Raw genomic sequence first — 25816 nt, forward strand, 5'->3', positions numbered from 1 at the left:
CCTCCCGTAAAATGTAATTGTGTAGTTAAGAGGAACGGGCATAACCGTCTGTCTCCACAATTACAATATATGGTTAATTTTCCTCAAATCAGTAGACCGATTCTACCCACTCTGATTTTTGTCTTATTGAAAGTCGATCGGTATTGTTGTATTCTTATGTTTTTCAAAATCTGAGTACTAGATGTTAGTGTACTATACGGAACAGCTTCTCATTTAGTTTCATTTTCAACAAAAGCACTTATTTTCAAAATGCAATCTTATCCACTTTTCTTCGCAAATTGCCATATTTTTTTATTTTCATTCAGTTTTTAAAAAGGTATACTGTAAAAATAAATGTTTATGAACCTATAAATAAAACAAAAAGCACAAAGTAATCAGCTTTATTAGAAAAGTAATATTATCACATTACCACAAGCTTATTCTTCGTGCTTCTCTTCTTATTGATTATTCGATGGAGTCTTCCATCTCGAATTACATATAATCTTTATTCCATTTCACCCAAATCTACTTCAAAAAACACTTTCATCCCCTGATCCGGAGAACTGACAATCTTCAATCCTCTCCCAAAATGTTGATGCAATCTTTTATCCACATTAAAAATACCGACACCTGATTTGCTTTTAGATTCCCCGTTTAAAATGTTTTGAATTTCTGCTTCTTCTACCCCGCCTCCATCATCTTCCACCGTAATCGTTGCTATGGAATGGGAGTAATCTTTTTTACAGCTAATTGTAACCGTCCCTTTGCCCTGTCTGTTTCTGATACCATGCAGTACCGCATTTTCCACCAATGGCTGAATGGATAATAAAGGCACATGCACCCCTTGTTCATCCTTCAGCTCCCAGTTTACTTGCAATATTTCTCCAAAGCGAACCTGCTCAATATATAAATAGGAACGAACAATTTTTAATTCTTCTTCTAAAGGTATCAAATCTTTCATATGCTGAAATTGAAATTTACTTCTTAACAAATTACTGAATTCATTCAGAAGCTTTTTCATTCCTTCTAAGTCTAATTCGCTTAACGCCATAATAGAATTCAATGTATTAAATAAAAAATGCGGCTTTATCTGAGCCTGCAGCCAGGATGTTTCCAGCTGTATTTGCTGCTCAGCAACATGCTTCAAAGTTATCAAAGAGTCCATACGTGCTTTCAGCTCAACTGGTTCCACAGGTTTTGTAATATAGTCATTTGCTCCAGCTAGAAAAGCAGCCTGTATATCCGTACTACCGCCAGTAAGTAAAAGTACAGGTAATTCTGTAAGAGAAAACCTTTCCCGAATGATACGAGTGAGTTCATATCCTGATATTTCTGGCATCATAATATCAGAAATAATAATATCCCATTCCCGCTTTTTTAGTTCTTCTACAGCCTGTTTGGCACAGGAAACAAACACCGTATTATACATCTCCTCTGGAAGAATAGCCTTTAAAGCCAATAAGCTGGCAGGATTATCATCTACTACTAAAACAGATGGTGCTTGACCATCTGTCCAAGACGGAAGCTCTGTTTGTTCTCTTTTCTCTTTCTTGACAGCTTCTTCTGTCTGCTCTTCACGAGGTGACTCAACCACTTTTTGCGATGCCAGCGCTAACGTAAATGTAAATGTTGTTTTTTCTCCTTTTTTGGAAGAAACTCGGATAGCGCCGCCATGAAGCTCTATTAACTGTTTAGTAATACTTAACCCTAATCCAAAACCGCCTTCAGCCATTTTATTAGATGTCTGTCCCTGTTCATAAGGCTGAAATATTCTCTTTTGCACCTCCTCACTAATTCCAATTCCCGTATCCATCACCTGAATTTCTGCATTATTTTCTTTCACGGAAGCAGAGATAGTAATCGATCCATGATGGGTATACTTAATCGCATTATCTATTAGATTAAAAAAGATTTGTTTCACACGATTTTCATCTGCATATACATAAGGAAATTCTTTGGAAATTTGATTAACGATTGACAAACCCTTTACATCGGATGAAAGACGCAAAATATCTATAACCCCTATAACAATTGGTTCCAATGCAATTACCTGTTTATTTAACCTAGGTTTATTAACCTGTAAGCTTCTTACCTCCAATAATTCTGTCAACAATAGGTTCATTTGCTGTCCAACATTCAAGACGGTATTTAATTCATTAATACTCCGCTTCGATAAAGTTGTTTTTTCCCGATCACGTATCGCCTCAGATAGCAATAATATACTATTTAAAGGGTTACGGAATTCATGGGAGGTATTTGCCAAAAATTGATCCTTTTCTTCATTCACTTTCTTTAATCTTTCCGCTACTTTCTTTGTTTCCTGATGCTTTTGAAAATACCCTCGAAACCAGAAAATAGTATAACATGTTACAAAAATCATCATATCAAATGGGTAGAAGGTCAGATATACACTTTGTCCTGTCCATATAAAATTCCAAATACCATGGTTGGCAATAGCAATAAAACCGAACAGCAGAAGATAGGTAGACTTTGGATTGTTCTTATACATCCGAGTAATCGAAGCAACAGTAACAACCACCGTAACAAAAGCAAAAATATTATAAATCGGACGAAGAGCTAAAATTTGCGGCATAGATAAAAAGATAGTAACAAAAGCTAATGCAGCCATTCCCCATTTAAAAAATGGGAAAATTTTATTCCAATAAGGCAGCTTTTGATGATCAGTACATTGAACATAGGCATAATAATTAATTAAATACACCGTATGTATCAGCCAATATTCTAAATCATAGCTTATATTAACAAATTGCTGCAGTAATTTCTCACCTGTATAAAAGAGAAATCCCGAAAACAAACTAAAGGTCAGTAAAGCAAAGGAAAGAACCTTTTTAACCCGTCCTCCGATAAAATAAATAATTAAAGCATATACAGTATGAATAAGCAGTAGGGCTGCAATTACTACTTGAGAATAGTTTGTAAGCTGTACTTCTCTCATAATTGTTTCCTCTGTACCGAATCGTAATGAGTGATATATACCGCCTTTTCTGCTGTCTTTATAATTTGCAACCTGAATAACAATATCTATATTTCCTTCTTCGTCCGCAGTAAAGGTCAATGTCTGAGGCATGACATTTGCAGTATATTCCGCTTCTGTTTCAGCTGGCTGACCAATTTTTGCTACTTCCCGGCCATTCACATAGATTTCTGACGAGGTGGGGATTTTTGGTATGTATAATTTAAAATTCCGGTCATCATCCGGCTGTACCTTCATTTGCAGCCTGTAGGATCCATAACCAAAAGGAGAGCCCAGCTTATTCTCCCAGCCATTGGGTACTTCAATCGTTTCTGGTGCTTCAACAGGCAATGTGTTTTCCTGTATGATAAACTGAGATGGATAAAAATCCCACTCTCCATCCAGTTGCAACGTTCGACTGTCTTCTATTTCCCAGGTACTTAAATCAAGCTCTCCATCAACAATAGCAGGTGTTATATTTTCTTGAAATACGCCTACCCAAATGAGCCGTAAAGCAGACAAACTAATAATAAATAGAATGACAAGAATCCCCGTCCGGATATAATCACGTTTCATTTATATCAACTCTTCTTTTGAGGACATATTTAAATCCTGAATTTTTTACAGCATTATATACCAACACCTGCTAATCTTTCAGTTTCAAATTATTACAGGACGCTGGTTTTTCCTAGTTATTCCTTCTATATTATATTATAAAATAGTCATTATATATAGTTAATTAGGAATGTTATGTCTACTATTAAACCTATAGTAAAATTTCAAAAAGTTATTCTCGACTTCGTTCCTCTTGATTTATGGCGTCCATTTGCTTCATATGTAGCTAGTTCAAAAGCTGATAATTTAAATTAAAATCACTAATACGACATGACAATACCGAGTAAACAATCATACATACGGCCGCCTCTATAAAGCAAAAAAGCACGAAGTAATCAGCTTATTAGATGAGGAATGTTATCATAAGCTTATACTTCGTGCTTCAGTTCTTATTGATTATCCGATGGAGCCCTCCATCTCAAATTTGATCAATCTATTCATCTCAACGGCGTATTCCATTGGAAGTTCTTTTGTAAACGGCTCAATAAAGCCCATTACGATCATTTCTGTTGCTTCCTCTTCGGAAATACCACGACTCATTAGATAGAATAATTGTTCCTCTGATACTTTAGAAACTTTTGCTTCGTGCTCTAAAGAGATATTCTCATTGAGAATCTCATTGTAAGGAATGGTATCAGATGTAGATTGATTATCCATGATTAAGGTATCACACTCGATATTAGAACGGGCACCGTCTGCTTTACGGCCAAAGTGCACCATACCAAGATATGTTACTTTTCCGCCTTGTTTCGAAATTGATTTCGATACAATCGTAGAAGAAGTATTTGGCGCTAAGTGGTGCATTTTTGCACCGGCATGCTGATGCTGGCCTTTACCTGCCAAGGCAATGGAAAGGGTATTACCACGAGCACCTTCGCCTTTCAGAATAATAGCTGGGTATTTCATGGTTAATTTAGAACCAATATTACCATCGATCCATTCCATGGTTGCATTTGCATCACATGTGGCACGTTTGGTTACTAGATTGTACACATTGTTTGCCCAATTTTGGATTGTTGTATAGCGGCAGTAAGCATCTTTTTTAACAAAAATCTCTACTACAGCACTGTGTAAGGAATTCGTTGTATAAGTTGGTGCCGTACATCCTTCTACATAGTGAACAGAAGCTCCTTCATCTACAATAATAAGCGTCCGCTCAAACTGCCCCATATTTTCTGAGTTTATACGGAAATAAGCTTGTAATGGTGTTTCTGCCTTTACGCCTTTAGGAACATAGATAAATGATCCACCAGACCATACCGCAGAGTTTAATGCAGCAAACTTATTATCAGAAGCTGGGATAACTTTACCGAAGTACTCTTTGAACAAATCTTCATTTTCCTTCAAAGCTGTGTCCGTATCTTTGAAGACAATACCCAAGTTCTCTAAGTCTTCTTTCAAGTTATGATAAACTACCTCTGACTCATATTGTGCCGATACACCAGCAAGATATTTCTGTTCTGCTTCCGGGATGCCTAATTTATCAAAGGTTTGTTTAATTTCATCTGGAACTTCATCCCATGACCGTTCAGAACGCTCCGATGGTTTAACATAATACGTAATTTCATCAAAATCTAATTCAGACAAATCGCCGCCCCATTGTGGCATTGGCTTTTTGTAAAATTGTTCTAATGCTTTCAAACGATATTCAAGCATCCATTCTGGTTCTTCTTTCATGCGGGAGATTTCTTCTACAACTTTACGAGTCAAACCTTTTTCCGTACGAAAGATCGAAACATCTCTGTCATGAAAGCCATATTTATATTCGCCTATTTCAGGTGCCTTTTTAGCCATATTATTACCTCCTATTGATGATGGATTTCCGTTGATTACTCTTCTTCATCAGCCGCAACAGCTTTCTCCATTGCCTTCCATGCCAATGTTGCACATTTGATTCTGGCCGGAAACTTCGATACACCTTGTAATGCCTCGATGTCCCCTAAATCAATCTCGACGTCCTCCACATCTTCACCTAACATCATTTTCGAGAAAATGGATGACATATAAATAGCCTCATCCTTTTTCTTACCTTTGATTGCCTGTGTCATCATAGAAGCAGATGACATGCTAATCGAACAACCTTCACCTTCAAATTTGGCATCTTTCACAATGCCATTTTCTATTTGCAGATGCAATTCAATGCGATCTCCACAAGTAGGGTTGTTCATATCTATTGTAACAGATTCTTCTGTTAGTGTTCCACGGTTACGCGGGTTTTTATAATGATTCATAATAACTTGCCGATACAATGTATCTAAATTATCAAAAGACATCGCCGAAATACTCCTTCGCTCGCTGGATTCCTTCTACTAATCGGTCAATATCACTTTCATCATTGTATAAATAGAAGCTGGCTCTTGCTGTTGCCGTAACTTCTAACCATTTCATCAACGGCTGTGCACAATGGTGCCCTGCCCTGATAGCAATACCTTCTGCATCCAATACCGTTGCCGTATCATGAGGATGTACTTGATCCATATTAAAGGTAAGTACTCCACTGCGTCGTTCAGGACCGAAAATCTTTAATCCTTCTATAGCAGACAACTGTTCTATTGCATACTGCACTAATTGCTGCTCATGAGCTAAGATGTTATCCATACCGATATTCTCCAGAAAATCAATCGCGGCACCTAACCCTATAGCGCCTGCTATAATAGGTGTGCCTCCTTCAAACTTCCAGGGAAGCTCTTTCCATGTAGAATCATAAAGGTCGACAAAATCAATCATTTCACCGCCGAATTCTACCGGCTCCATCTTCTCAAGAATAGCTTTCTTACCATATAATACACCAATACCTGTCGGAGCACACATCTTATGGCCGGAAAAGGCATAAAAGTCACAGTCTAAATCTGTCACATCCACTTTCATATGTGGAATCCCTTGTGCCCCATCCACAACCACAACCGCCCCTTTTTCATGGGCTATTTGTGTTATTTCTTTGACCGGATTTATGGTGCCTAATACATTGGAAACGTGTGTGACAGCTACCAATTTTGTCTGCTCTGTAATAGTTTGACGAACAGCTTCCAGTGTGATCGTCCCATCTGCTTCCATTGGGATATACTTTAACGTTGCACCAGTAAATTTGGCTGCTTGCTGCCAAGGAATTAAATTACTGTGATGCTCCATTTGTGTCAAAACAATCTCATCACCGGCTTTTAGAAATTGACGTGCATATCCATAAGCTACCGTATTGAGTGATGTGGTTGTTCCGCGAGTGAAAATGATCTCTGCTGTAGAAGCTGCATTAATAAAGTGTTTGACTTTTTCTCTTGCACCCTCATACTGATCTGTCGCTCTTGTTCCCAGAGTATGCACACCGCGGTGTACATTAGAGTTGTTTAACTTATAATAAGCATCTACTGCCTCCAGAACGGAAACAGGTTTCTGGGAGGTTGCCGCAGAATCTAAGTAAACTAACGGATGTCCATTTACTTCTTGACCCAGAATCGGAAACTGCTTACGAATAGATTGTATATCCATTAATAAACTTTCCTTTCAATTACCTCAGTCAATTGATTACGAACGGCTTCAATCGGGATCTCTGTAACTACTGGAGCTAAGAAACCATGAATAATCAGACGTTCTGCTTCTTGTTTAGAAATACCACGGCTCATCAAGTAATACAATTGAAGCGGGTCTACACGGCCAACAGACGCTGCATGACCTGCCATAACATCATCTTCATCAATTAAAAGTATCGGGTTCGCATCACCTCGTGCACCACTGCTTAACATCAGTACGCGTGACTCTTGCTCTGCATTTGCACCTGAAGCACCATGTTCAATCTTACCAATACCATTGAAAATAGCAGACGCATTATCTTTCATTACACCGTGCTGTAAAATTAAACCTTCACTTTGCTTACCAAAGTTAACAATTTTGGCAGTATAATTCTGCACTTGTTCGCCACGTCCAACAGCAACAGTTTTGGCATAAGAGTACGAATTATCACCAATTAAATGTGTAATATTCTCGGAAACAGTATTCCCATCGTTCATCTGACCTAGATTCCATTCAATGCGTGCATCACGATAAGCTACCCCGCGACGGTTGACATAAGCAGTCGTACCTGCCGCAAAATTATCAACAGAACCAAAATTAATTTGTGCATTATCATGAGCGATTACTTCTGCAATAACATTCGCCACAGCATGTTCTTCTTTATTTTGTGAAATATAGTTCTCAACATACGTAACAGAACTGTTCGCCTCGGCCACAACGATTACATGGCTAAAGGTTGCAGCTTCGTTGTCTTCTTGCCAGAAAACAGCTTGAAGCGGCTCTTCCACCTGTACATTCTTTGGCACGTAAACAAAGACGCCGCCATTCATCAAAGCAGTGTGTAATGCTGTTAACTTATGTTCATCCATTTGCACAGCGTCTTTCATATAGTATCGCTGTAGTAAATCACTGTGCTCCGCTAAAGCAGTTTGGATGTCTGTTAAGATAACACCCTTTGCTGCCAGCTCATCAGATAATGAGGCATATGCTACTGTTTGGTTGCGTTGAATCACTAAGTTTTGGTTATGATTTTCTTTATCTAAAAATACTTTAATATCTTCAGGAAGTTCATCTAATGATGAGATAGTCTCCCCAGATACGCCATGTTTATAATCATCAAAATTCCAGCGTGTTAGGCTTGTTTTATCCGGCTTCGGCATTTCTAAGCCTGCAATTAAATCAAATGCCTGTAAACGCAGTTCTTTCATCCAATCTGGTTCGTTTCTGTTTTCTGAAAATGATCGGACATAGTCCTGATCAAATGGAAGTTTAATTTCCACAGTCATATGATACCTCCTACCCTTACGCTTTTTGTCCTACAGTTTCATCTTCAATGCCTAATTCGTGTTTAATCCAGTCATATCCTTCCGCCTCAAGGCGCTGAGCTAATTCTGGACCGCCAGATTTAACTACACGTCCTTGCATCATAACATGTACTTTATCAGGAGTGATATAATCCAGTAAACGTTGGTAGTGTGTAATAATCAAGCAGCCGAAGGATTCGTTGCGTAATTTGTTAATTCCTTTTGCAACTACTTTTAATGCATCAATATCAAGACCAGAGTCAATCTCATCAAGGATAGCAATTTCCGGTTTTAACATCATTAATTGCAAGATTTCATTACGTTTTTTCTCACCACCGGAGAAGCCTTCATTTAAGTATCGCTGAGCCATATTCTTATCTATTTCCAGATAATCCATTGTCCCATCCATTTCTTTAATGAATTTCATTAAGGAAATTTCATCACCTTCTTCACGGTGAGCATTGATAGAAGATCGTAAGAAGTCAGAGGTAGTTACCCCGCTAATTTCGCTTGGATATTGCATAGCTAAGAATAGTCCTGCTTTTGCACGTTCATCTACTTCCATTTCCAGTACATTTTCACCATCAAGCAAAATTTCACCTTTGGTTACTTCATAATTTGGGTGTCCCATAATAGCCGAAGCTAATGTTGACTTACCAGTACCATTTGGCCCCATTACAGCATGGAATTCACCGCCATTAATGGTAAGATTAACACCTTTTAATATTTCCAGACCTTCGATTTCTACATGAAGATCCTTAATTTCTAGAGTAGAACTTGCCATAACTACATACCTCCAAAACTTATATTGTATTAAATTGAAGTGGAATTACACTCATTCTCACTTTATTCTCATTATAATCTTAAACTATTTAGAAACTATAATCAACCATTTACTATGCAAATTTCTAGGAAAGGATTCCAGTCATTCCGTACATTGTACGCAAATTTGCCGTTCATGTCATCTATTATCATTTAACAAAGAACAGAGCTTGTCTCTTCAGACGCTAACGAGTGATCGATATTCTCATTGCTCTGATTAGAATAACTTCGTTTTATTTTCAGTATCCATCCATAAATTTTTCTTTCTTAATTACTCAACTTTCGCACCTCGAAAAACTGCATAGTATTCATAGACACAAGTATTTGTAGTTACTTCAACTGACTTCTTGACAAAGAAAGCAACGTATGGCAGCTATCGTGAGCAAGGCAACCGCTGCAGCTGACCGTTTCGCTTTCCGAGGGGCATGCTCTTCAGCTAACTTTTGCCAAGAAGTCACTTGACAAAAGTGGATCTTCAGATCATGCGAATCCCTCCGGAGTCGAAACGGTCGGCCTCCGCTATGGTTTGATGCTACACTGTTTACGAGTCTTAGCATATAAGACCATCTTCTGTTAGTTCATCAAGGAATGATAAAGCAATAACAGATATTAGGATAGCATTGATTGTAGGTATAAGGATGAAAATAATCTTGATGTTGCCCATTTTCCTTTATAGAATACTGTCATCAGAAGTAATTAGATATAAGCTTACCCTAGGAACCATCCAGCCATGATGCTATTTCTTTCATGAAGTGTAGAACTATTTCCAGCGCAGGTCAACTACGGATACTCCTATGGGAACAGACGAGCTGAAGATCCACTAAAAAAGTGATCTTCTTTTTTAGTTAGCTGAGGCCGTCCTCATGGAAAGCGAAGTGGTTGACCGGAGCAAATCTTCGCACCTTTATTCAGTCAAAATAATGACAAGGCAAGGGCAATATGGGGGAATAGGTTTACGCAATGATAACAAGGTGTATGTGCCTATTTATGTGTGGGAAAGTTGAGTTACTATATATAGTAGTGCAAAAAAGAACACGCCCACTCCGCGTGAACGTGTTGCTTTGTTTATAAGTTTATCTGTGAACCAATCCTTGAATATCTTCAACAACATGCTTTCCTTGACGGTAGCTTGCTTCTCGTTCTTTCTCTACTTCCATTCGCTGGTCTAATTTACGACAATATTCTGCGTAGCCAATTCCATGTGTTCGCTGCATGGCTTTCTCCATATCTGGAGTATACTTCATGTCTACATGATGGTCATTAATAATAAATCAACCCTTTCTTATTTTCACAATGTCTATTGTAACATGTTCTAACACAGCTTCCAAACATGATTTAACGAGGTATAGAGTTATCTTAACCGCTGAATGACCAAATACACGAAACAGCACGATAGAGAATTAATCTTTTGTTTTATTTCGGTTATTTATTACGAAATGCTCTGCTTTTTACGCCACTTCTCTAATAAATGAAAAAGATTGGTAACTGATTCAAATGCATAGACTTGCTCTTTTACTTTACCATCGCGTATCCACAATAATGCTGGTACACTCTCCACTTGATGTTGATGCATAAATTCAGGAAAAAAAGAAGCATTCATACGATAAAATAACTGCTGCTGTTCTCCCTCCTCTAATATACGAAGCATCTTTTCAGCCAATTGACAAGTAGCACAAAAGGGAGTGTGTACAAATACAATCATGGATTGCCTATTCTGGATTTCTTGCTCCATGTTATCTTGTGTTAATTCTTTCATTATGATCACCTTCTAATCCTTACAAATAAATAGGGTTAATTTTAATATGAGCTGCCAGCAAGGCAACAGCCAATTCTGACTCTGGTGTTGCCGCTACCTCACGATAAGATTTGTCCACATAGATATGTGCTGCATGCGGCAGTTCTTTGCTTAACTGTTTTCTCAGTTTCTTACCTGCTGCGTCTTCATCAACCAAAATATACACATCTCGGTCATCCATTTCAAATGATTCGATTAAACCTTCTAAACGCTCCACATTTATCGTTCCATTGGTACATACAATTTCGAGCTGTTCTTCAACTATTCTGGCAACCTTCTCTTTGTCTGACCTGCCTTCTACAATGATTAATTTCACTTCATCTACTGACAATTGGCTCACCCACTTTGTCCTTTATCCATTTCCAATAATAGCTATTAGTACGTCCTCTATATAGTGTATTCTATGGAACTGCCTGATGAACTTATGCCTCCTGAACCTAAAAGAAACACCCATGTTAGTGAAAATCCGGACAGACCAACTAGTTCCCGACTGCATAAAGATAGCATCCGAACAGGACGGATGCTACATTACAACAACTTATGCTTCATGAATAAGCTTATCATATTCTTCTGCTGACAATAAACGGTCCAGCTCACTCTCATCGTCCACTTCCACGACAATCATCCAAGCTTTATCATATGGTGATTCATTAATTAGTTCAGGGCTGTCTTCTAAGTTTTTGTTAACTTCAACCACTTTTCCAGTAACTGGAGCATATAGTTCAGAAACCGTCTTAACCGACTCCGCACTGCCAAATGGTTGATCTGTTTTTATTGTATCTCCAACTTCCGGTAATTCAATAAATACAATATCCCCCAATTCGGATTGAGCATGATCGGTTACACCAATCTTTACTTTATTTCCATCTCTTTCGACCCATTCATGTTCATTTGAATACAAATATTTTTCAGGTAAGCTCATCTGTCATTCCTCCTATTATTTAGTCCAAGTATCCTCGAATGTTGCTTCTTTAAAACCCACAGTCGCCTGCTTATCTCCAATAGTCAAAGGACGCTTAATCAGCATGCCGTCTGCAGACAAATATTTCAACATCTCATCTAGCTCCATATCCTGTAGTTTATCTTTTAAACCAAGTTCTCGGTATTTTTTACCACTAGTATTGAATAATTTCTTCGGTTCTAACCCACTCTTTTCTAAAACTTCTCGTAACTTTTCTTCACTCGGTGGTTGTTCCACAATATGTATAGCTTCAAAATCCAAGTCATGTGCTTCCAGCCATTGCTTGGCCTTTCTGCATGTCCCACATTTTGGATACCAATAAAATTGAAGAGTCATCTAACTTCCTCCTTTAAATACCTTAATCATATTTTAACGAAAAGCATAGATAAAAACAAATAATCTGGCGGCAGACTATTTTACAAAGCGTAACCGTTACGATAAAATGGGTTTATATATTTAGTCGATTAAGGTAAGGGTGAACAATATGAAAGATACAATAGTCGAAATGAATAATGTCAACTTCTATTATGGAGAACGTCAAGCATTAGAAGATATTAATTTTACCATCGAACAAGGTGATTTTATCGGGTTGATCGGTCCAAATGGGGGTGGTAAGACAACCTTAATTAAATTACTGTTAGGTATGGAAAAGCCAGACTCTGGAACGATCAAAATGTTTGGACTGCCGATGCGGAAATTCAAAGAAAAATCTAAGATAGGCTATGTCTCCCAGAAAGCCAATACATTTAACCGTGGTTTTCCTGCTACTGTGGAAGAGGTTGTCAAGATGGGATTAACCGCCAAACTCGGTTATTTCAAACGTCTATCACGCCAGCAAAAACAACAAATCCATGAAGCAATTGATAAGGTCGGTATGTCAGAGTATCTTCATGAGAATATTGGTGACTTATCAGGCGGTCAACAGCAACGCATCTTTATCGCTCGTGCCCTAGTCAGCAATCCACAATTATTAATATTGGATGAACCGACAGTAGGTGTCGATGCTGAGAATGTCGAGAAATTCTTTGATTTATTACAAGAATTAAACAAGCAAGCCATCAGCTTATTACTAGTAACACATGATATTGGTACAATGACTGACCATGCGTCAAAGATTGCCTGTTTGAATAAAAAATTGCATTTCCATGAGCATTCCGATGAAACGAAACATTTGTCTGACGATCATATATCTGATGTATATGGTCATCCGCTTAAGTTGGTAACCCACAAGCATTAATGGAGGAAACACAATTATGTTAATGAATATGTTTGAATATGAGTTTTTAAGAAACACTTTTTTCACCGGTATTATTATCGGTTTTATTGCTCCATTGCTTGGGGCTTTTATTGTTGTCAGAAGACTTTCGTTAATTGCGGATGCACTATCTCACGTAACCTTAGCAGGGATTGCGTTTGGCTTACTCTTGGAAAAGAAAACAGGAGTTAACTTTATCACTCCCTTTTATGGCGGACTTGGCTTCTCTGTAATTGGTTCTTTAATTGTGGAGCGATTACGCAGGGTCTATCATTCCTTCCAGGAATTGGCAATACCGATTATTTTATCTGGCGGAGTCGGTTTAAGTGTTATTTTTATCTCGTTAGCAGATGGGTTTAATAACGATTTATATAACTATTTATTCGGATCGGTATCAGCCGTTAGCAGACAAGATTTATATATCATTATTGTGATTGGATTAATTGTCTGTGCCGTCATCTATTCCTTGTACAAAGAATTGTTCTTACTCTCATTTGATGAAGAACAAGCAGTAGTTACCGGCATCCATGCCAAAAGAATTCATTTTATTTTTATTGTCTTAACCGCATTGGTGATCGCTGCCTCCATTCGTATTGTTGGGGTATTGCTGGTATCGGCATTGATGACACTTCCAGTCGCGGCGAGTATCCGGATTGCAAAAGGATTTAAACAAACGATTATTTATGCGATAATATATGGAGAAGCAGCTGTTATACTCGGGTTATTTTCCGGCTATTATTTAGAAATTCCTCCGGGAGGAACGATTGTTATGATCCTAATTCTGCTGCTAGTCGCTACAATGGCAGCAAAATATCTGATCACTAAGGTAAGGCAGCGTAAACATCGTCTACAATTGAGGTGAAAATACTATGAATACACAAGAAGCACTTGCGGTATTAAAACAGAAAGGCTATAAGTATACCGATAAACGTAAACATATGATTAAGTTTTTTGCGGAAGAAGACCGCTATCGCACAGCTAAGGATTTATTGGAAAACATGGAACCAAGTTATAAAGGCATTAGCTTTGATACCATTTATCGTAATTTACATCTATTTGCTGAATTAGGCATATTAGAAACTACCGAATTAGATGGGGAGAAACATTTCCGCTTGAATTGCGGTCATGAACACCATCATCATTTTATTTGTAAAAAATGTGGCGTCACGAAAGAAATCCACCACTGTCCAATGGAAGAAATCTCAAAAGAACTGCAGCGATATACGATTGCAGACCATAAATTTGAGATTTATGGCTATTGCCCTGCCTGTCAATGAAAACACAGAATATCTCTGTTTTTCTGTTGGTTGGATTAGGCGGGGCGATTGGAGCTGTCTTACGTTTTTTGGTAGCGGAATGGACTCCACAGACAAACTTTCCCATGAGTACTATTATCGTTAATTTAATCGGCTGTTTTATACTAGGTTATATTACCTTTCAGCCCTGGATTAGACAAAAGCTGACTCCAGCTGCTTTTACTGGCTTATCGACTGGAATTATTGGTTCTTTCACTACCTTCTCCACCTTCATTGCCGAGGGGTGGGTCCTGACAGAAAACAATATTATCTGGGCAGTTGGATATCTCCTGCTGACTATGATCGGTGGTTTGTTAAGCTGCTGGCTGGGAATACGTTTAAGCTATATAAAGGAGTAAATGTATATGTCATATCTTGTTGTCGCTGCAGGTGGAATCGGCGGGGCTATTTTGCGCTTTGCATTTAGCTTATTATTGTCTGCAGACCGCTACCGGCTTCCATTTGGTACCTTGCTGGCCAATATTATCGGCAGTAGCCTGCTTGGATTCTTATATGTATGGCATCAAGACACCACTATTTCCACTACGATCTGGCTGTTATGTGGTGTTGGCTTCTGTGGTGCCTTTACCACCTATTCCACCTTTAGTTTAGAGGTTATTAAGATGTTGCAAGCCAAGCAATGGAAGCGAGCCAGTCTTTATTTTTTCGGTTCGATTACAGTCAGCCTTTTGATCTTTGCCAGTATCGTTTATTTACTTGGTTAAGTGCTCATTCTTCACTTTTCTATTTAGAAAATGATAAACAGTATTAAAGTTTGCTCTGGGTAAGCACATAATCATCAAGTGGATATCTCTTAAAAACATCTTATTACACCATATCTTAATAAGGGGTTTTTATATGATCTTGACTGACTGTGTAATCTGTTCTGCTGCTTTCCAGCCCCTTGAAATATTCGAGACTAGTCCTTTTTACATGTTTGTGTTTCTAACCATTTATCTAAAGCTTGCCAAGGCATAAGCGCACAGTTGTGTCTTGCCCGTAAGTTATGCACTCCTTGAAGTGATGCTGTTTCTCCTAAATCAACATCGTCTTCTAATTCCCCTTCTCTTATTAGGCGTTCAAAAGCATACCTCTTTATTAGGCATTCTTCGAGTGTATGGTTTTTTAGAAGGTCTGTCATCATGGAACAGGAGGCATGCTAATACTACATCCTTCACCTTCAAATGATAAGTCTTCTATCCCTTTTTCTCCTACTTGTAAATATAGAATCATCACACCCCCACATGTTGGGTTCTTATAATGAATTTTATCAATAACAGCTTCTCCACTCAGCATGCCATAATTCGCTTGTATTTTGCATGATCCATCACTATTTGGCGATATAAATCGTCTAACATCATCTGACCCTCCAAATAAAATCAAATGAGACTGCTTGTAAATCGAAACAATTACGATTCAAGAAAAAAAGTTAATGTTACTTGACCTGATCAATTATAAGGAATATTTACATAAAATAATTTTGTGTTTGGCTTATCTTCCATTCTTTTATAAGCAATTTTTGTACAATCAATCCATTGGATCTTCTGATATATTTCTTCTAACTTTCTGTTGATTTTTTCATCTATTTCATTTACTGCTTTGATTAATTCGGGTAATTTTAAATCAAATTTTTCTGCTAAATCTTTATGAGGTAAATAGTTTGTAAACTGATTAATAAATGCTTCTGGTGTTAAGCATTTTTCTGCTATCTTATCTTCCATTTCACAAACAGATGTATACAACAACCTTTCTTTATCTGATAAACTATTTAGAATCCTATTTAAAAACAACTCACTTAGGTAATAATTCATGTCAACACCCTGCCCTTGAAATATTATATTATCGTCATAAAACGTAATCGTTACGTTTTATCATATAGTATTTACTCTACCATTAAAACATCCTTATGAACAAGACTAATGAACAGGTTTCATTTTTTTTTGAATTGTCTCAGCCGAAATATGAGTACAGCCTCTCTTAATAAGCTATTTTTCAAGTCTAGCCTGGTTATGGTTAGATACAAAAAGCCAAAATAAGGCCCTCTCTTAATGAATAATATCATGCCTATTTTAGCTTTTTGTATATTTATATGATTGAAAAACTGTTCTTTTGATTTAGGACAGGGCATTCTTTGCTAACATAGAAATAACCATATCGTCCATTGGCGGATTATGAAGTCCCGCCCTGACATCACGATACAATTGCTCAAATGGTAATTGTTTGGAGAGCCCTCTTCCTCCTGCTATTCGCATCGCTAAATCCACAATCTCATTGGCACTATTTGTAGCTACTAATTTAACAGCTCCCAGGTCTCTCATAATCTCATGACGGCGCTCCGAAAAGCTATCCCATTTTTCTGCCACACTATACATCAAATGACGAGCCTGTAACAACTTAAGTTCCATTTCCCCGATTTTAGTTTGAATATGTTCCACTTCTGCTATCGGTTTATTTAAGCTGTTAGGCTGAAAGCTCTTGGCAAATTCTATCGCCTCATTTCGCGCTGCCATAGCAATGCCCAGATAACAGGCAGGAATATGCAGTAACCAGCCATTTGGTGTCGGGCGCTGTGGCTTATCATATAATTCCACTATATTCTCTTTTGGCACACGGACCTGATCAAATACTAGATCGTCACTGCCTGTTCCTCGCATTCCTAAAGTATCCCACGTCTTCTCCACATCAATACCGTCCAATTCACGTGGAATCAAAATGGAGCCTACAGCTTCCTTATCTTCCACATATACGTTAATAATATAATAATCAAGTACAGCAGCCATAGTTGCAAAATTCTTTCTGCCACTGACAAGATAGTGATCTCCATCTTTTACAGCCTTTGTTTCAGGCATCCCGCCTCTTGTCGGACTGCCTGTAGCCGGTTCGGTATTACAGCGATTAATTAACTTCTGCTTCTCACTGATTTCTCGTGCTAAAAAATCAATTTTTTCCTGTTCCCACTGATTTTCTTCAAAAATTTGCTTAATGGCACTTAAGTGCCACCCGATCGAAAGCGCTACCGCTCCGTCTCCTTCTGCCAACCTCTCTTGTATAAGTAAAAATTCATATAAGGAAATATCTTCTCCATTATATGCCTTTGGTAATGTTAAAGATAAGTAGTGGCTTTGCTTTAAAGCTTCTAAAGCCTCTATAGGCAGTGTCGCTTCTTGATCCCCCTGCTTTTTGTATTGTTTGACTTCTTCCGCAATCTCTCCTGCCATTTGGTATAGTGTTTCCTGGCGTTCTGTCTGAATAAAAATATTTGAAAACCTCATCCATCATCAGCCTCCTTTACATCTCTACATTAAATGATAGCGAAACCATTTGTTTTTGGCTACCTATTTACATCGAAATAGTATTTTTTTTACATATGTCATTATGTTTATCCTTGCAAGTATATAATCAAATGGAAATTAATTTTATAGGGGATATTCAAAACTAGCTTGACATACACCCTTTTTCCATGAAAACTAATTTAGTTGGGGCACAATTATTAAGCGAGATAGATCATGTCTGCTTATCCGATAAATATAAAAAAGTTCTATACCCTCTTTTGATACGCTGCTCCAAAAAGGAAATAGAACTTTTTCTATATCAATTAATCTTCTGTCACTTGCTGGACTTCATCCATTTCTGATACACTCAACACATGGTCAAGGTCTAGCAGCAATATCATTCCGCGATTCTCTAACTTAGCGACGCCTTTTAAATATTGATAATCAACACCGTGAACCAGTTCAGGTGCCTCTTCGATCTCCCCAGGCTCCACGTCAATAACATCTGTTGCAGCATCAACAATAAAGCCAACTTGGAGATCATTCACATTAGCAATTAAAACCCTTGTCTGCTCCGTAGCCGACGTTTCAGGCAGTCCTAACCTCGTCCGCAGATCAATAATAGGTGTCACACTGCCGCGCAAATTAATAATCCCTTTAATAAAATCAGAAGTCTGCGGGATAGCTACTATTTCGTCTAACCGTTCAATTGATCTAATTTGTGCAATATTCACACCATATTCTTGATTATTCAAAGTAAAGATAATTGTTTTTGTTAAAGATTCCTGTACCATTTTTGCACCAGCTTTCTAATCATTTAATAATATGGAGATTTTCATGTCACCGATATCCTGATAATGAATAGTCACCTCTAACGCTCGCTTGAAACCGGATAACTTCGTATCCCCATTCAAAATCGTTGGGTGTGTAATGTCTGTTTCTATTCCCTGATTGGCTAAATACGTAGACAGACCACCAGCCAGCATATTTCCCAGCTCGCCAGTAAAGGAGTCCAGCATTTCTTCTGGAAGTGGCATTCCATATAATAATACACCAATTTCACTAAATACAGAAGCATCTGCTTGAATGACCAGCTCTCCTTTAAAAATGCCGCTATAACCAACCAAAACACCGTACTGCACTGGAATACCTCCCGTAGTAATCTGCGGGGCTGTAAAGCGGTGATTTGCCGTGATAATATGCTTAATTGTTTGTATAGAACCATTATATAATTCCTTAATCATCTCATTACTGCTCTGTTCTGCTGAAGCTATCATACAAAACCCCTCTCTAAACGATACTCAGGAAAATAAATGTATCCTCATCGCACCAATAGTAAATTAAACCTAGAAAAAACGAGATAAAACATACTATATACCTATCGAAAAGAACCATCTATGTAATTTATCCTATTTAATTATAAGTTTATTTTACTATAAATTAAACCTTCCTTCAATGAAAGTTTTTGCAATAAATATTTTAGACTAAATGATATGTGTCACACTATTTTTCCCCATTCAAAAAGGAGCTCGTTGGAATTTATCCAAAAGCTCCTCTCTTTATCAAGGGGATATTTCATTATTGAACGGCTTCTTTAATATCATTAGCCATTTCAGCAACGGATACTAAGCCGCCGCCAGAAACATACCAGTAGTTTGCGTCCAAGTAGACAATTTTATCATTCTGTGCTGCATTTGTACCTTGCACTAAGTCATTGTTTAACGTTTCTTGTGCGCTAGCCTCACCACCAACAGTCACGTTACGGTCAATCACAAATAAATAATCAGGGTTTGTATCAGCAATGTACTCGAAACTAACATTCTGACCGTGTGTAGAAACTTCAATTTTCTCATCTGCTGATTTCACTCCAAGTACATCATGAATGATTCCAAATCGTGAACCAGGTCCGTATGCACTAATATTACCATCGTTTGTTAGGATGATTAGACCTTTCTCATCTAAATCTGCTGTGGAAGCATTCACTTCATCAACAACATCCATAACTTCTGCTAATTTATCAGTTGCTTCTTGCTCTTTTTCAAAAATTTCACCTAATGTAATAACATTGTTTTCAAAGGAATTAACAAAATCTTCTGAATCTACTCCCATATAGATAGTTGGGGCTAATTCTTTTAAGTCATCATATACTTCTGATTGACGTCCTGAAATAATAATTAAATCTGGAGCTAACATAGCAATTGCTTCAAAGTCTGGCTCTTTTAAGCCACCAACATTCGTATATTCTTCTCCTTCAAATTTTTCTAAATGTGGAGGTAAGCTACCTTGAGGCACTCCAGCAATTTCAACACCTAATTCGTCTAATGTTTCTAAAGAACCATAATCAAACACAACTACTTTTTCAGGGTTTACAGGTACAGTAGTAGTATCTAATTCATGTTCTACCACAACTTCACTTGCTGCTTCACTATTATCAGCTGCTGCGCCGTTGTCACTACTTTCTTCTGTTGACTGATTGTCAGAACCTGTATTTTCATCCTCGTTACTTGCGCCACAGGCTGCGACAAATAAAACCATTGCTATAATTGATAAAAGTAATAGAAGTTTCTTCACTATTTACACCTCTTTAATTATTTTGTCAAACAAGGAAAAGTAAAGATGAATAACAGCCTATCTCAAACACTTATATATGGATTAAGCCGACAGTCTCCAGAACATATATCATACATGATCCGGTATCATGGTGCAGCTGCTATGTTTTGAAAGGAGCTTTCTACTTTTCTCTATTGCATATATATAATAATCGATCATTTTTCTTTAATTGGCTGGGCCCTAACCGCTTAAAGATTACTATGATCTTATTATTAATGAAAATATAAACAAATCTTACATTGATCAATATCTTGGATTTGAATGTCCATATCATATACATCTCTTAGGACACTTTGATCTATCATGGCATCCTTTGGTCCTTGATGAATAATCTTACCGTTTTTTAAGGCAACAATATAATCAGAATAAACAGATGCAAAGTTAACATCATGAATGACAATCACTACTGTCTTACCTAAGTCATTAACTAACCTTTTTAATACCTTCATAATTTGTACAGAGTGTTTCATATCTAAGTTGTTTAAAGGTTCGTCTAATAGGATATAATCTGTATCTTGGGCGATAACCATGGCAATAAAGGCTCGTTGTTTCTGACCGCCACTTAGTTCATCTAAAAACTTGTCTTGCATATCGGTCAATTCCATATATTCAATGGCGTCATTAATAAAACGGTGATCTTCTTTTTTTAGCCTGCCTTGAGAATAAGGAAAACGCCCAAAGCTAACAAGTTCCTTCACAGTTAAGCGCACATTAAGATGATTAGATTGCTTTAAAATCGCAATTTTTTTGGCTAATGTACTGTTTTTTACGGTAGATATTTCTTCATCATCAATGATAATTTCACCTGAATCTTTTGTAATCAAGCGACTTACAATCGATAACAGTGTACTCTTACCTGCACCATTAGGTCCAATAAATGATGTGATCTGCCCTTTAGGGATGGAAACAGAGACTTGGTCTACCACCGCTGTGTTTCCATATTTCTTAGTAATCTCCTGAACTTCTACCATTTTTTACTCTCCTTTAGAATAAGATATAAGAAATATATTCCACCAATAAAGTTAATAATGACACTTAGTGTTGTTTCAAAAGAAAAAATTCGATCAACGATTAATTGGCCACCTACTAAGGCGATTATACTAATGAAAACGGAAGCAATCAGCAGGTAACTATGCTTATACGTTCTCATAAATTCATAGGTTACGTTAGCAACTAATAAGCCTAGAAATAAGATTGGTCCTACTAATGCAGTTGCTACTGAAATCCAGATAGCAATCACAATCATTAATCGTTTGACCACTTGATCATAGTCAATTCCTAAGTTAATCGCTTGTTCTTTGCCAAGTGACATAACATCTAAAAACTTTATGTACTTCCAAAAATAAATGATCGTTAAAATAAGGATGCCAATCGATAACCATAAAATATTAGTATTGACATTATTAAAACTAGCAAACATACGGTTTTGAACCATCATAAATTCATTTGGATCAATTAACACCTGCATAAATGACGTTAAACTGCTAAAAAAAGTTCCAAATACGATCCCTACCAACAAAAGAAAATAGATATTCTTTTGTTTCTTAAATAAAAACTGATAAAGCAAGAAGGCGAATACTATCATAGCCCCTACAGACAAACCAAAGTTCAAGTTATGGTTGACAGCTGCTACACTGGTTGAACCAAATACAAAAATAATAAAAGTTTGAACTAATACATAAAGAGAATCCAAACCAATTATGCTTGGTGTTAGAATTCGGTTATTCGTAATCGTTTGGAACACAATGGTTGCGATCGCAATAACCGCACCTGTTATCACAATGGCTAAAATCCTGCTTGCCCTTCTAGGTAAGATATATTCCCAATTTCCTGGCACACCTACAAATAAATAAACGGCAATTAATACTAGACTGATAACTAATAGTATGGTTAATTTTATTTTCAAACTAAGACGCATAAGCAGATCTCCTCATCAATAAGTACAGGAAGATCCCACTACCAATAACACCTACTGTCACTCCGATGGCGATTTCGTATGGATAAATTACAATTCTTCCTAACACATCACAAACTAACACAAATATTGCTCCTAGTACTGCGGTATGAGGTAAACTATTTTTTAAGTGATCACCTCGGTAAATCGAAACGATATTCGGAATAATCAACCCTAAGAATGGAATCATACCTACAGTAAGAATCACGACTGAGGTAATAATGGCTACAATTACAAGCCCGATATTGACCACCAACTTATGGTTCATGCCCAGGTTTTTGGAGAAGTCCTCCCCCATCCCAGCAATAGTAAAACGATTCGCATAAATATATGCAAAGACAATGAGCGGAATGCCTATAAACAAGATTTCATAACGCCCTTGCAAGATTAAGGCAAAGTTGCCTTGCAGCCAGGAAGACATATTCTGGATAAGATCATTCTTATAAGCAAAAAAGGTAGTAATCGAACTAATGATATTCCCGAACATGAGACCTACTAAAGGAATAAAGATTGGGTCTTTGAATTTTACCTTTTCAAGAATCTTCATAAAAATAAAGGTACCCAATAATGCAAATACAAAGGCTACCAACATTTTCTGAATGGGACCTGCTGCTGGAAAGATCATTAATGCAATAAGAATACCAAATCTAGCGGAATCCATTGTCCCAGCAGTTGTTGGCGAAACAAACTTGTTTCTGCTAAGCTGCTGCATAATCAGACCACAGATACTCATACTCATACCTGCAATAATAATACTGAGCAGCCGTGGAATTCTGCTTGTAACTAAAATCTCTTTCTGTTCTTCTGTTAGATTAAAAATATCCTGAGGGTTTAAATCAATTACTCCAATAAATATGGATATAATAGATAGGATAATAAGTAATGGAATTAAATAACGCAGCTTCATGCAAGTACCTTTACCTCTCTTAAACTTTCAATAATGAAAATCATTATCAATTAACCTGATACAATTTTATCATATTCTATTATAGAGTCAATGTTTTTTACCTATATTCACTGATAAAATCGCTTATTTGTGTAGGTTTTCCAAAGTAATCGCTTACAAAAGTCTCTTTCTTCTTTTCTTTCACTTTTAGGATCGTGTGTCAAACGAAGATGCGTTATAATATAGAAAGATTTCATTCATTAGAACTATTTCCCCATCATGAAAGTCCGAGGTGAACTACTTTGTCAGATATACTGTTACAGTTCGATTTTGAGCAGCAGCCTTATCAATTTAAAGATCCTATCAAGATCTGGCATACTTATCAAATAAACAATGTGGAAGCAATTTTCGATGATATAGAGACCTATCTATCCAGTGGCTACTATATTGCTGGCTGTCTATCTTATGAGGCTGCCCCTGCCTTTGATGTCAATTATATCGTTTCAGATCAAAGCAGACTCCCACTCTTATGGTTCGCAGCATTTGAAAAACCTGAAACGTTGAGCATACCTTATCAACAAGGAAATTATTCATTATCCGATTGGGAGTGTGCGACAGATTTTGATACCTATCAGTCAGGTATCAAGAGAATAAAAGATGCCATCGCTGCTGGCGACACGTATCAAGTCAATTATACTACCAGGCTTCAAGCGAATTTCCAAGGGGAGAGTTACAGCTTTTATCAACAATTAAGGACAAACCAAGCGGCTTCTTATTGCGCTTATTTAAACCTTAATCAGTTTCAAATATTATCTGCTTCTCCCGAATTATTTTTCCGTATGGAGGATGGAGAAATTACAACCAAACCAATGAAAGGCACGATCAGAAGAGGGAAAACATGGAAGGAGGACAAGCAATTAAAGCAGCAGCTCTTTCATTCAGAGAAAGATCGTGCTGAAAATGTAATGATTGTTGATCTATTACGTAATGATCTTGGCCAAATTGCTGAGATAGGAAGTGTGAAGGTAACTAACCTATTTGATATCGAAACCTATCCGACAGTCCATCAAATGACTTCTACCATTAAGGCAAAACTTACGACAAGCAAACTTTTCGACGTGTTTAAGGCATTATTCCCTTGTGGCTCTATTACAGGTGCCCCCAAAATAGAAACCATGAAACAGATCGCTGCCTTGGAAACAGAGCCAAGAGAGGTTTATTGTGGAGCTATAGGATACATTACCCCAGAGCGTAAGGCGGTCTTTAATGTACCGATCCGTACAGTAATTATAGAAGATAAGCGGGCTACTTACGGAACTGGCGGTGGGATTACCTGGGATTCCACAAGCGCTTCAGAATACGATGAGCTGCAGCAAAAGGCACAAATCCTGCAAGCAAGCCATGCCGCTTATCCACTACTCGAAACGATGAAATTAGAAAATGGACACTATCCATTAAAAGATTACCACCAAGACCGTTTGGAACAATCTGTTTCTTATTTTGCTTATCCTTGGAATCCCTCACTATTGAAACAAAAACTGCAGCAGACAGCGATTGAATATCCGTCTGGCTTATTCAGAGTGAGACTGCTGTATGATCCAAATGGGGAAATCGATATCACCTGTAAAAAAATGGAGAAGAGAACAGGGGAGCAAACCGCTATCCTTGCACCTTTTCCTGTAGATCACGAAAATCGCTATCTCTATCATAAAACGACCAACAGGGACCTATACAAGGAAATCGACCTTGTTAAACCCGCAGAAGTTTTCACTTCACTATTATGGAATCAGGAAGGTAATGCGACAGAATTCACAATTGGCAACCTGGTAGTGGAAAAGGATGGGCAATACTTTACACCGCCAGTATCTGACGGCTTATTACCTGGCACTTTTCGTGAGAAATTAGTTAGAGAAGGTATTATTACGGAGGCTAATATCCACTTATCCAGCCTTACTTATGTTGATCAGCTTTGGTTTATCAATAGTTTAAGAGGCTGGGTAAAGATAAAATTAATCGATTACCAAACAAATCAGTCGCCATGCTAAGGACTATTTTGTTACTATGTGATTAGGAAAGATAACGAGGAGGATAAACAATGAATGCATATGAAGAATATATGAGAGAAGTTACACGGTCGATGCGAGCTGAATTAACTAACGCTGGGTTCCAAGAGCTAGAAACATCTGAGGCCGTTGATCAATTTATTAGTGAAGCAAAAGGAACTGCTTTAGTGGTAGTTAATTCTGTATGCGGCTGTGCCGCAGGTCTTGCTCGTCCTGCTGCCGTTCAATCACTGGAACATGGTAAAAAGCCTGACCAGCTAGTTACTGTCTTTGCTGGGCAGGATCGCGAGGCTACTAATAAAATGAGAGAATATTTTGTAGATGTGGAGCCATCTTCGCCTTCTATGGCTATTTTAGAAAATGGAGCATTAAAACATTTTATTCCGAGAGAGCAGATTGAAGGTTATGAATTAGAAGATATTATTAGTCAGCTCACAACTGCCTATGATCAATATTGTTAACGACAAGAGGCTGTTGCACCATTAGGTAACTGATGGTGCAACAGCTTTTTTCTGCTTTGATATTAA

At 37.5% G+C, this 25816-nt stretch carries 27 protein-coding genes; 7 read left to right on the forward strand and 20 right to left on the reverse strand.

Going from position 1 to position 25816, the window contains the following annotated elements; translation table 11 throughout:
* Nucleotides 1-484 precede the first annotated feature (484 nt).
* From JOD18_RS04650 to JOD18_RS04700, 11 genes are all read right to left on the reverse strand, one after another.
* Nucleotides 485-3529 carry an ATP-binding response regulator gene (locus JOD18_RS04650; RefSeq protein ID WP_204667777.1) on the reverse strand — a complete coding sequence of 1015 codons (3045 nt, stop codon included), beginning with the start codon at nt 3527-3529 and terminating at the stop codon, nt 485-487.
* A gap of 435 nt (nt 3530-3964) precedes the next feature.
* Complete coding sequence (gene sufB, locus JOD18_RS04655) at nt 3965-5362, reverse strand: Fe-S cluster assembly protein SufB (RefSeq protein ID WP_204667778.1); 1398 nt, start codon at nt 5360-5362, stop codon at nt 3965-3967.
* 35 nt (nt 5363-5397) lie between these two features.
* Nucleotides 5398-5841 (reverse strand): Fe-S cluster assembly sulfur transfer protein SufU, encoded by a 444-nt coding sequence (gene sufU, locus JOD18_RS04660; protein ID WP_204667779.1) that lies wholly within the window; start codon nt 5839-5841, stop codon nt 5398-5400.
* The gene (locus JOD18_RS04665; protein WP_204667780.1) at nt 5831-7051 is read right to left on the reverse strand and encodes a cysteine desulfurase; all 1221 of its coding nucleotides are present in this window, start codon (nt 7049-7051) and stop codon (nt 5831-5833) included. Before JOD18_RS04665 ends, sufU begins: the two co-directional genes overlap by 11 nt.
* Nucleotides 7051-8358 carry a Fe-S cluster assembly protein SufD gene (sufD, locus tag JOD18_RS04670; RefSeq protein WP_204667781.1) on the reverse strand — a complete coding sequence of 436 codons (1308 nt, stop codon included), beginning with the start codon at nt 8356-8358 and terminating at the stop codon, nt 7051-7053. The genes JOD18_RS04665 and sufD overlap by 1 nt, the downstream gene beginning before the upstream one ends.
* Before the next feature lie 16 nt (nt 8359-8374).
* Entirely contained in the window at nt 8375-9160 is a 786-nt protein-coding gene (gene sufC, locus JOD18_RS04675) for a Fe-S cluster assembly ATPase SufC (RefSeq protein WP_204667782.1), read from the reverse strand.
* 1111 nt (nt 9161-10271) lie between these two features.
* Nucleotides 10272-10412 carry a YuzK family famiily protein gene (locus tag JOD18_RS04680; protein WP_204667901.1) on the reverse strand — a complete coding sequence of 47 codons (141 nt, stop codon included), beginning with the start codon at nt 10410-10412 and terminating at the stop codon, nt 10272-10274.
* 215 nt (nt 10413-10627) lie between these two features.
* Nucleotides 10628-10954 carry a thioredoxin family protein gene (locus tag JOD18_RS04685; RefSeq protein WP_204667783.1) on the reverse strand — a complete coding sequence of 109 codons (327 nt, stop codon included), beginning with the start codon at nt 10952-10954 and terminating at the stop codon, nt 10628-10630.
* A 19-nt stretch (nt 10955-10973) separates the two neighbouring features.
* Nucleotides 10974-11324 (reverse strand): toprim domain-containing protein, encoded by a 351-nt coding sequence (locus JOD18_RS04690; RefSeq protein ID WP_204667784.1) that lies wholly within the window; start codon nt 11322-11324, stop codon nt 10974-10976.
* A gap of 207 nt (nt 11325-11531) precedes the next feature.
* On the reverse strand, nt 11532-11915 hold the full coding sequence (gene gcvH / locus JOD18_RS04695; RefSeq protein ID WP_204667785.1) for a glycine cleavage system protein GcvH: 384 nt from the start codon (nt 11913-11915) through the stop codon (nt 11532-11534).
* 15 nt (nt 11916-11930) lie between these two features.
* Nucleotides 11931-12290, reverse strand: coding sequence for an arsenate reductase family protein (locus JOD18_RS04700; RefSeq protein ID WP_204667786.1), 360 nt, complete (start codon nt 12288-12290; stop codon nt 11931-11933).
* Nucleotides 12291-12438: 148 nt separating this feature from the next.
* On the opposite strand from JOD18_RS04700, the gene JOD18_RS04705 reads away from it, so the two are divergent.
* Genes JOD18_RS04705 through crcB form a run of 5 tightly spaced genes read left to right on the forward strand, consistent with a single transcriptional unit; the run spans nt 12439 to nt 15229 of the window.
* Nucleotides 12439-13191 (forward strand): metal ABC transporter ATP-binding protein, encoded by a 753-nt coding sequence (locus JOD18_RS04705; protein ID WP_204667787.1) that lies wholly within the window; start codon nt 12439-12441, stop codon nt 13189-13191.
* Between the two features lie 16 nt (nt 13192-13207).
* Entirely contained in the window at nt 13208-14071 is an 864-nt protein-coding gene (locus tag JOD18_RS04710) for a metal ABC transporter permease (protein WP_204667788.1), read from the forward strand.
* Nucleotides 14072-14078: 7 nt separating this feature from the next.
* Complete coding sequence (locus JOD18_RS04715; protein WP_204667789.1) at nt 14079-14486, forward strand: Fur family transcriptional regulator; 408 nt, start codon at nt 14079-14081, stop codon at nt 14484-14486.
* The gene (locus tag JOD18_RS04720) at nt 14483-14863 is read left to right on the forward strand and encodes a fluoride efflux transporter FluC (protein WP_204667790.1); all 381 of its coding nucleotides are present in this window, start codon (nt 14483-14485) and stop codon (nt 14861-14863) included. Before JOD18_RS04715 ends, JOD18_RS04720 begins: the two co-directional genes overlap by 4 nt.
* 6 nt (nt 14864-14869) lie before the next feature.
* Nucleotides 14870-15229 (forward strand): fluoride efflux transporter CrcB, encoded by a 360-nt coding sequence (gene crcB, locus JOD18_RS04725; RefSeq protein WP_204667791.1) that lies wholly within the window; start codon nt 14870-14872, stop codon nt 15227-15229.
* A gap of 415 nt (nt 15230-15644) precedes the next feature.
* Here the strand turns inward: crcB and JOD18_RS24760 are convergent, their stop codons facing one another.
* The 9 genes from JOD18_RS24760 to JOD18_RS04770 form a co-directional block, all read right to left on the reverse strand.
* Nucleotides 15645-15887, reverse strand: coding sequence for an iron-sulfur cluster assembly scaffold protein (locus JOD18_RS24760; protein ID WP_338029489.1), 243 nt, complete (start codon nt 15885-15887; stop codon nt 15645-15647).
* A 65-nt stretch (nt 15888-15952) separates the two neighbouring features.
* Nucleotides 15953-16315 (reverse strand): hypothetical protein, encoded by a 363-nt coding sequence (locus JOD18_RS04735; RefSeq protein WP_204667792.1) that lies wholly within the window; start codon nt 16313-16315, stop codon nt 15953-15955.
* A gap of 303 nt (nt 16316-16618) precedes the next feature.
* Complete coding sequence (locus JOD18_RS04740) at nt 16619-17776, reverse strand: acyl-CoA dehydrogenase family protein (RefSeq protein ID WP_204667793.1); 1158 nt, start codon at nt 17774-17776, stop codon at nt 16619-16621.
* Nucleotides 17777-18099: 323 nt separating this feature from the next.
* Nucleotides 18100-18570 carry a chemotaxis protein CheW gene (locus tag JOD18_RS04745; protein ID WP_204667794.1) on the reverse strand — a complete coding sequence of 157 codons (471 nt, stop codon included), beginning with the start codon at nt 18568-18570 and terminating at the stop codon, nt 18100-18102.
* Nucleotides 18571-18585: 15 nt separating this feature from the next.
* On the reverse strand, nt 18586-19053 hold the full coding sequence (locus JOD18_RS04750) for a chemotaxis protein CheX (protein WP_204667795.1): 468 nt from the start codon (nt 19051-19053) through the stop codon (nt 18586-18588).
* Nucleotides 19054-19354: 301 nt separating this feature from the next.
* Nucleotides 19355-20347 (reverse strand): ABC transporter substrate-binding protein, encoded by a 993-nt coding sequence (locus JOD18_RS04755; RefSeq protein WP_204667796.1) that lies wholly within the window; start codon nt 20345-20347, stop codon nt 19355-19357.
* Nucleotides 20348-20598: 251 nt separating this feature from the next.
* On the reverse strand, nt 20599-21357 hold the full coding sequence (locus tag JOD18_RS04760; RefSeq protein ID WP_204667797.1) for an iron ABC transporter ATP-binding protein: 759 nt from the start codon (nt 21355-21357) through the stop codon (nt 20599-20601).
* The gene (locus JOD18_RS04765; RefSeq protein WP_204667798.1) at nt 21351-22304 is read right to left on the reverse strand and encodes an iron chelate uptake ABC transporter family permease subunit; all 954 of its coding nucleotides are present in this window, start codon (nt 22302-22304) and stop codon (nt 21351-21353) included. The genes JOD18_RS04760 and JOD18_RS04765 overlap by 7 nt, the downstream gene beginning before the upstream one ends.
* Entirely contained in the window at nt 22294-23247 is a 954-nt protein-coding gene (locus JOD18_RS04770) for an ABC transporter permease (protein WP_204667799.1), read from the reverse strand. Before JOD18_RS04770 ends, JOD18_RS04765 begins: the two co-directional genes overlap by 11 nt.
* Nucleotides 23248-23528: 281 nt before the next feature.
* Between JOD18_RS04770 and pabB the strand changes: the two genes are divergently transcribed.
* Together pabB and JOD18_RS04780 are read left to right on the forward strand one after the other, a co-directional pair.
* Nucleotides 23529-25271: an aminodeoxychorismate synthase component I gene (pabB, locus tag JOD18_RS04775; RefSeq protein ID WP_204667800.1), complete on the forward strand. Its 1743-nt coding sequence runs from the start codon at nt 23529-23531 to the stop codon at nt 25269-25271.
* A gap of 50 nt (nt 25272-25321) precedes the next feature.
* A complete protein-coding gene (locus JOD18_RS04780) occupies nt 25322-25750 on the forward strand; it encodes a BrxA/BrxB family bacilliredoxin (protein ID WP_204667801.1) in 429 nt (142 codons plus the stop codon).
* Nucleotides 25751-25816 lie beyond the last annotated feature (66 nt).

It is taken from the genome of Gracilibacillus alcaliphilus, from assembly GCF_016909015.1.
GTDB classification, from domain to species: domain Bacteria; phylum Bacillota; class Bacilli; order Bacillales; family Amphibacillaceae; genus Gracilibacillus; species Gracilibacillus alcaliphilus.

Coding starts and splice junctions, on each gene's coding strand:
- JOD18_RS04650 (WP_204667777.1), bottom strand. CDS start 3,529: ATGAAACGTGATTATATCCGGACGGGGATTCTTGTCATTCTATTTATT.
- sufB (WP_204667778.1), bottom strand. CDS start 5,362: ATGGCTAAAAAGGCACCTGAAATAGGCGAATATAAATATGGCTTTCAT.
- sufU (WP_204667779.1), bottom strand. CDS start 5,841: ATGTCTTTTGATAATTTAGATACATTGTATCGGCAAGTTATTATGAAT.
- JOD18_RS04665 (WP_204667780.1), bottom strand. CDS start 7,051: ATGGATATACAATCTATTCGTAAGCAGTTTCCGATTCTGGGTCAAGAA.
- sufD (WP_204667781.1), bottom strand. CDS start 8,358: ATGACTGTGGAAATTAAACTTCCATTTGATCAGGACTATGTCCGATCA.
- sufC (WP_204667782.1), bottom strand. CDS start 9,160: ATGGCAAGTTCTACTCTAGAAATTAAGGATCTTCATGTAGAAATCGAA.
- JOD18_RS04680 (WP_204667901.1), bottom strand. CDS start 10,412: ATGCAGCGAACACATGGAATTGGCTACGCAGAATATTGTCGTAAATTA.
- JOD18_RS04685 (WP_204667783.1), bottom strand. CDS start 10,954: ATGAAAGAATTAACACAAGATAACATGGAGCAAGAAATCCAGAATAGG.
- gcvH (WP_204667785.1), bottom strand. CDS start 11,915: ATGAGCTTACCTGAAAAATATTTGTATTCAAATGAACATGAATGGGTC.
- JOD18_RS04700 (WP_204667786.1), bottom strand. CDS start 12,290: ATGACTCTTCAATTTTATTGGTATCCAAAATGTGGGACATGCAGAAAG.
- JOD18_RS04705 (WP_204667787.1), top strand. CDS start 12,439: ATGAAAGATACAATAGTCGAAATGAATAATGTCAACTTCTATTATGGA.
- JOD18_RS04710 (WP_204667788.1), top strand. CDS start 13,208: ATGTTAATGAATATGTTTGAATATGAGTTTTTAAGAAACACTTTTTTC.
- JOD18_RS04715 (WP_204667789.1), top strand. CDS start 14,079: ATGAATACACAAGAAGCACTTGCGGTATTAAAACAGAAAGGCTATAAG.
- JOD18_RS04720 (WP_204667790.1), top strand. CDS start 14,483: ATGAAAACACAGAATATCTCTGTTTTTCTGTTGGTTGGATTAGGCGGG.
- crcB (WP_204667791.1), top strand. CDS start 14,870: ATGTCATATCTTGTTGTCGCTGCAGGTGGAATCGGCGGGGCTATTTTG.
- JOD18_RS04735 (WP_204667792.1), bottom strand. CDS start 16,315: ATGAATTATTACCTAAGTGAGTTGTTTTTAAATAGGATTCTAAATAGT.
- JOD18_RS04740 (WP_204667793.1), bottom strand. CDS start 17,776: ATGAGGTTTTCAAATATTTTTATTCAGACAGAACGCCAGGAAACACTA.
- JOD18_RS04745 (WP_204667794.1), bottom strand. CDS start 18,570: ATGGTACAGGAATCTTTAACAAAAACAATTATCTTTACTTTGAATAAT.
- JOD18_RS04750 (WP_204667795.1), bottom strand. CDS start 19,053: ATGATAGCTTCAGCAGAACAGAGCAGTAATGAGATGATTAAGGAATTA.
- JOD18_RS04760 (WP_204667797.1), bottom strand. CDS start 21,357: ATGGTAGAAGTTCAGGAGATTACTAAGAAATATGGAAACACAGCGGTG.
- JOD18_RS04765 (WP_204667798.1), bottom strand. CDS start 22,304: ATGCGTCTTAGTTTGAAAATAAAATTAACCATACTATTAGTTATCAGT.
- JOD18_RS04770 (WP_204667799.1), bottom strand. CDS start 23,247: ATGAAGCTGCGTTATTTAATTCCATTACTTATTATCCTATCTATTATA.
- JOD18_RS04780 (WP_204667801.1), top strand. CDS start 25,322: ATGAATGCATATGAAGAATATATGAGAGAAGTTACACGGTCGATGCGA.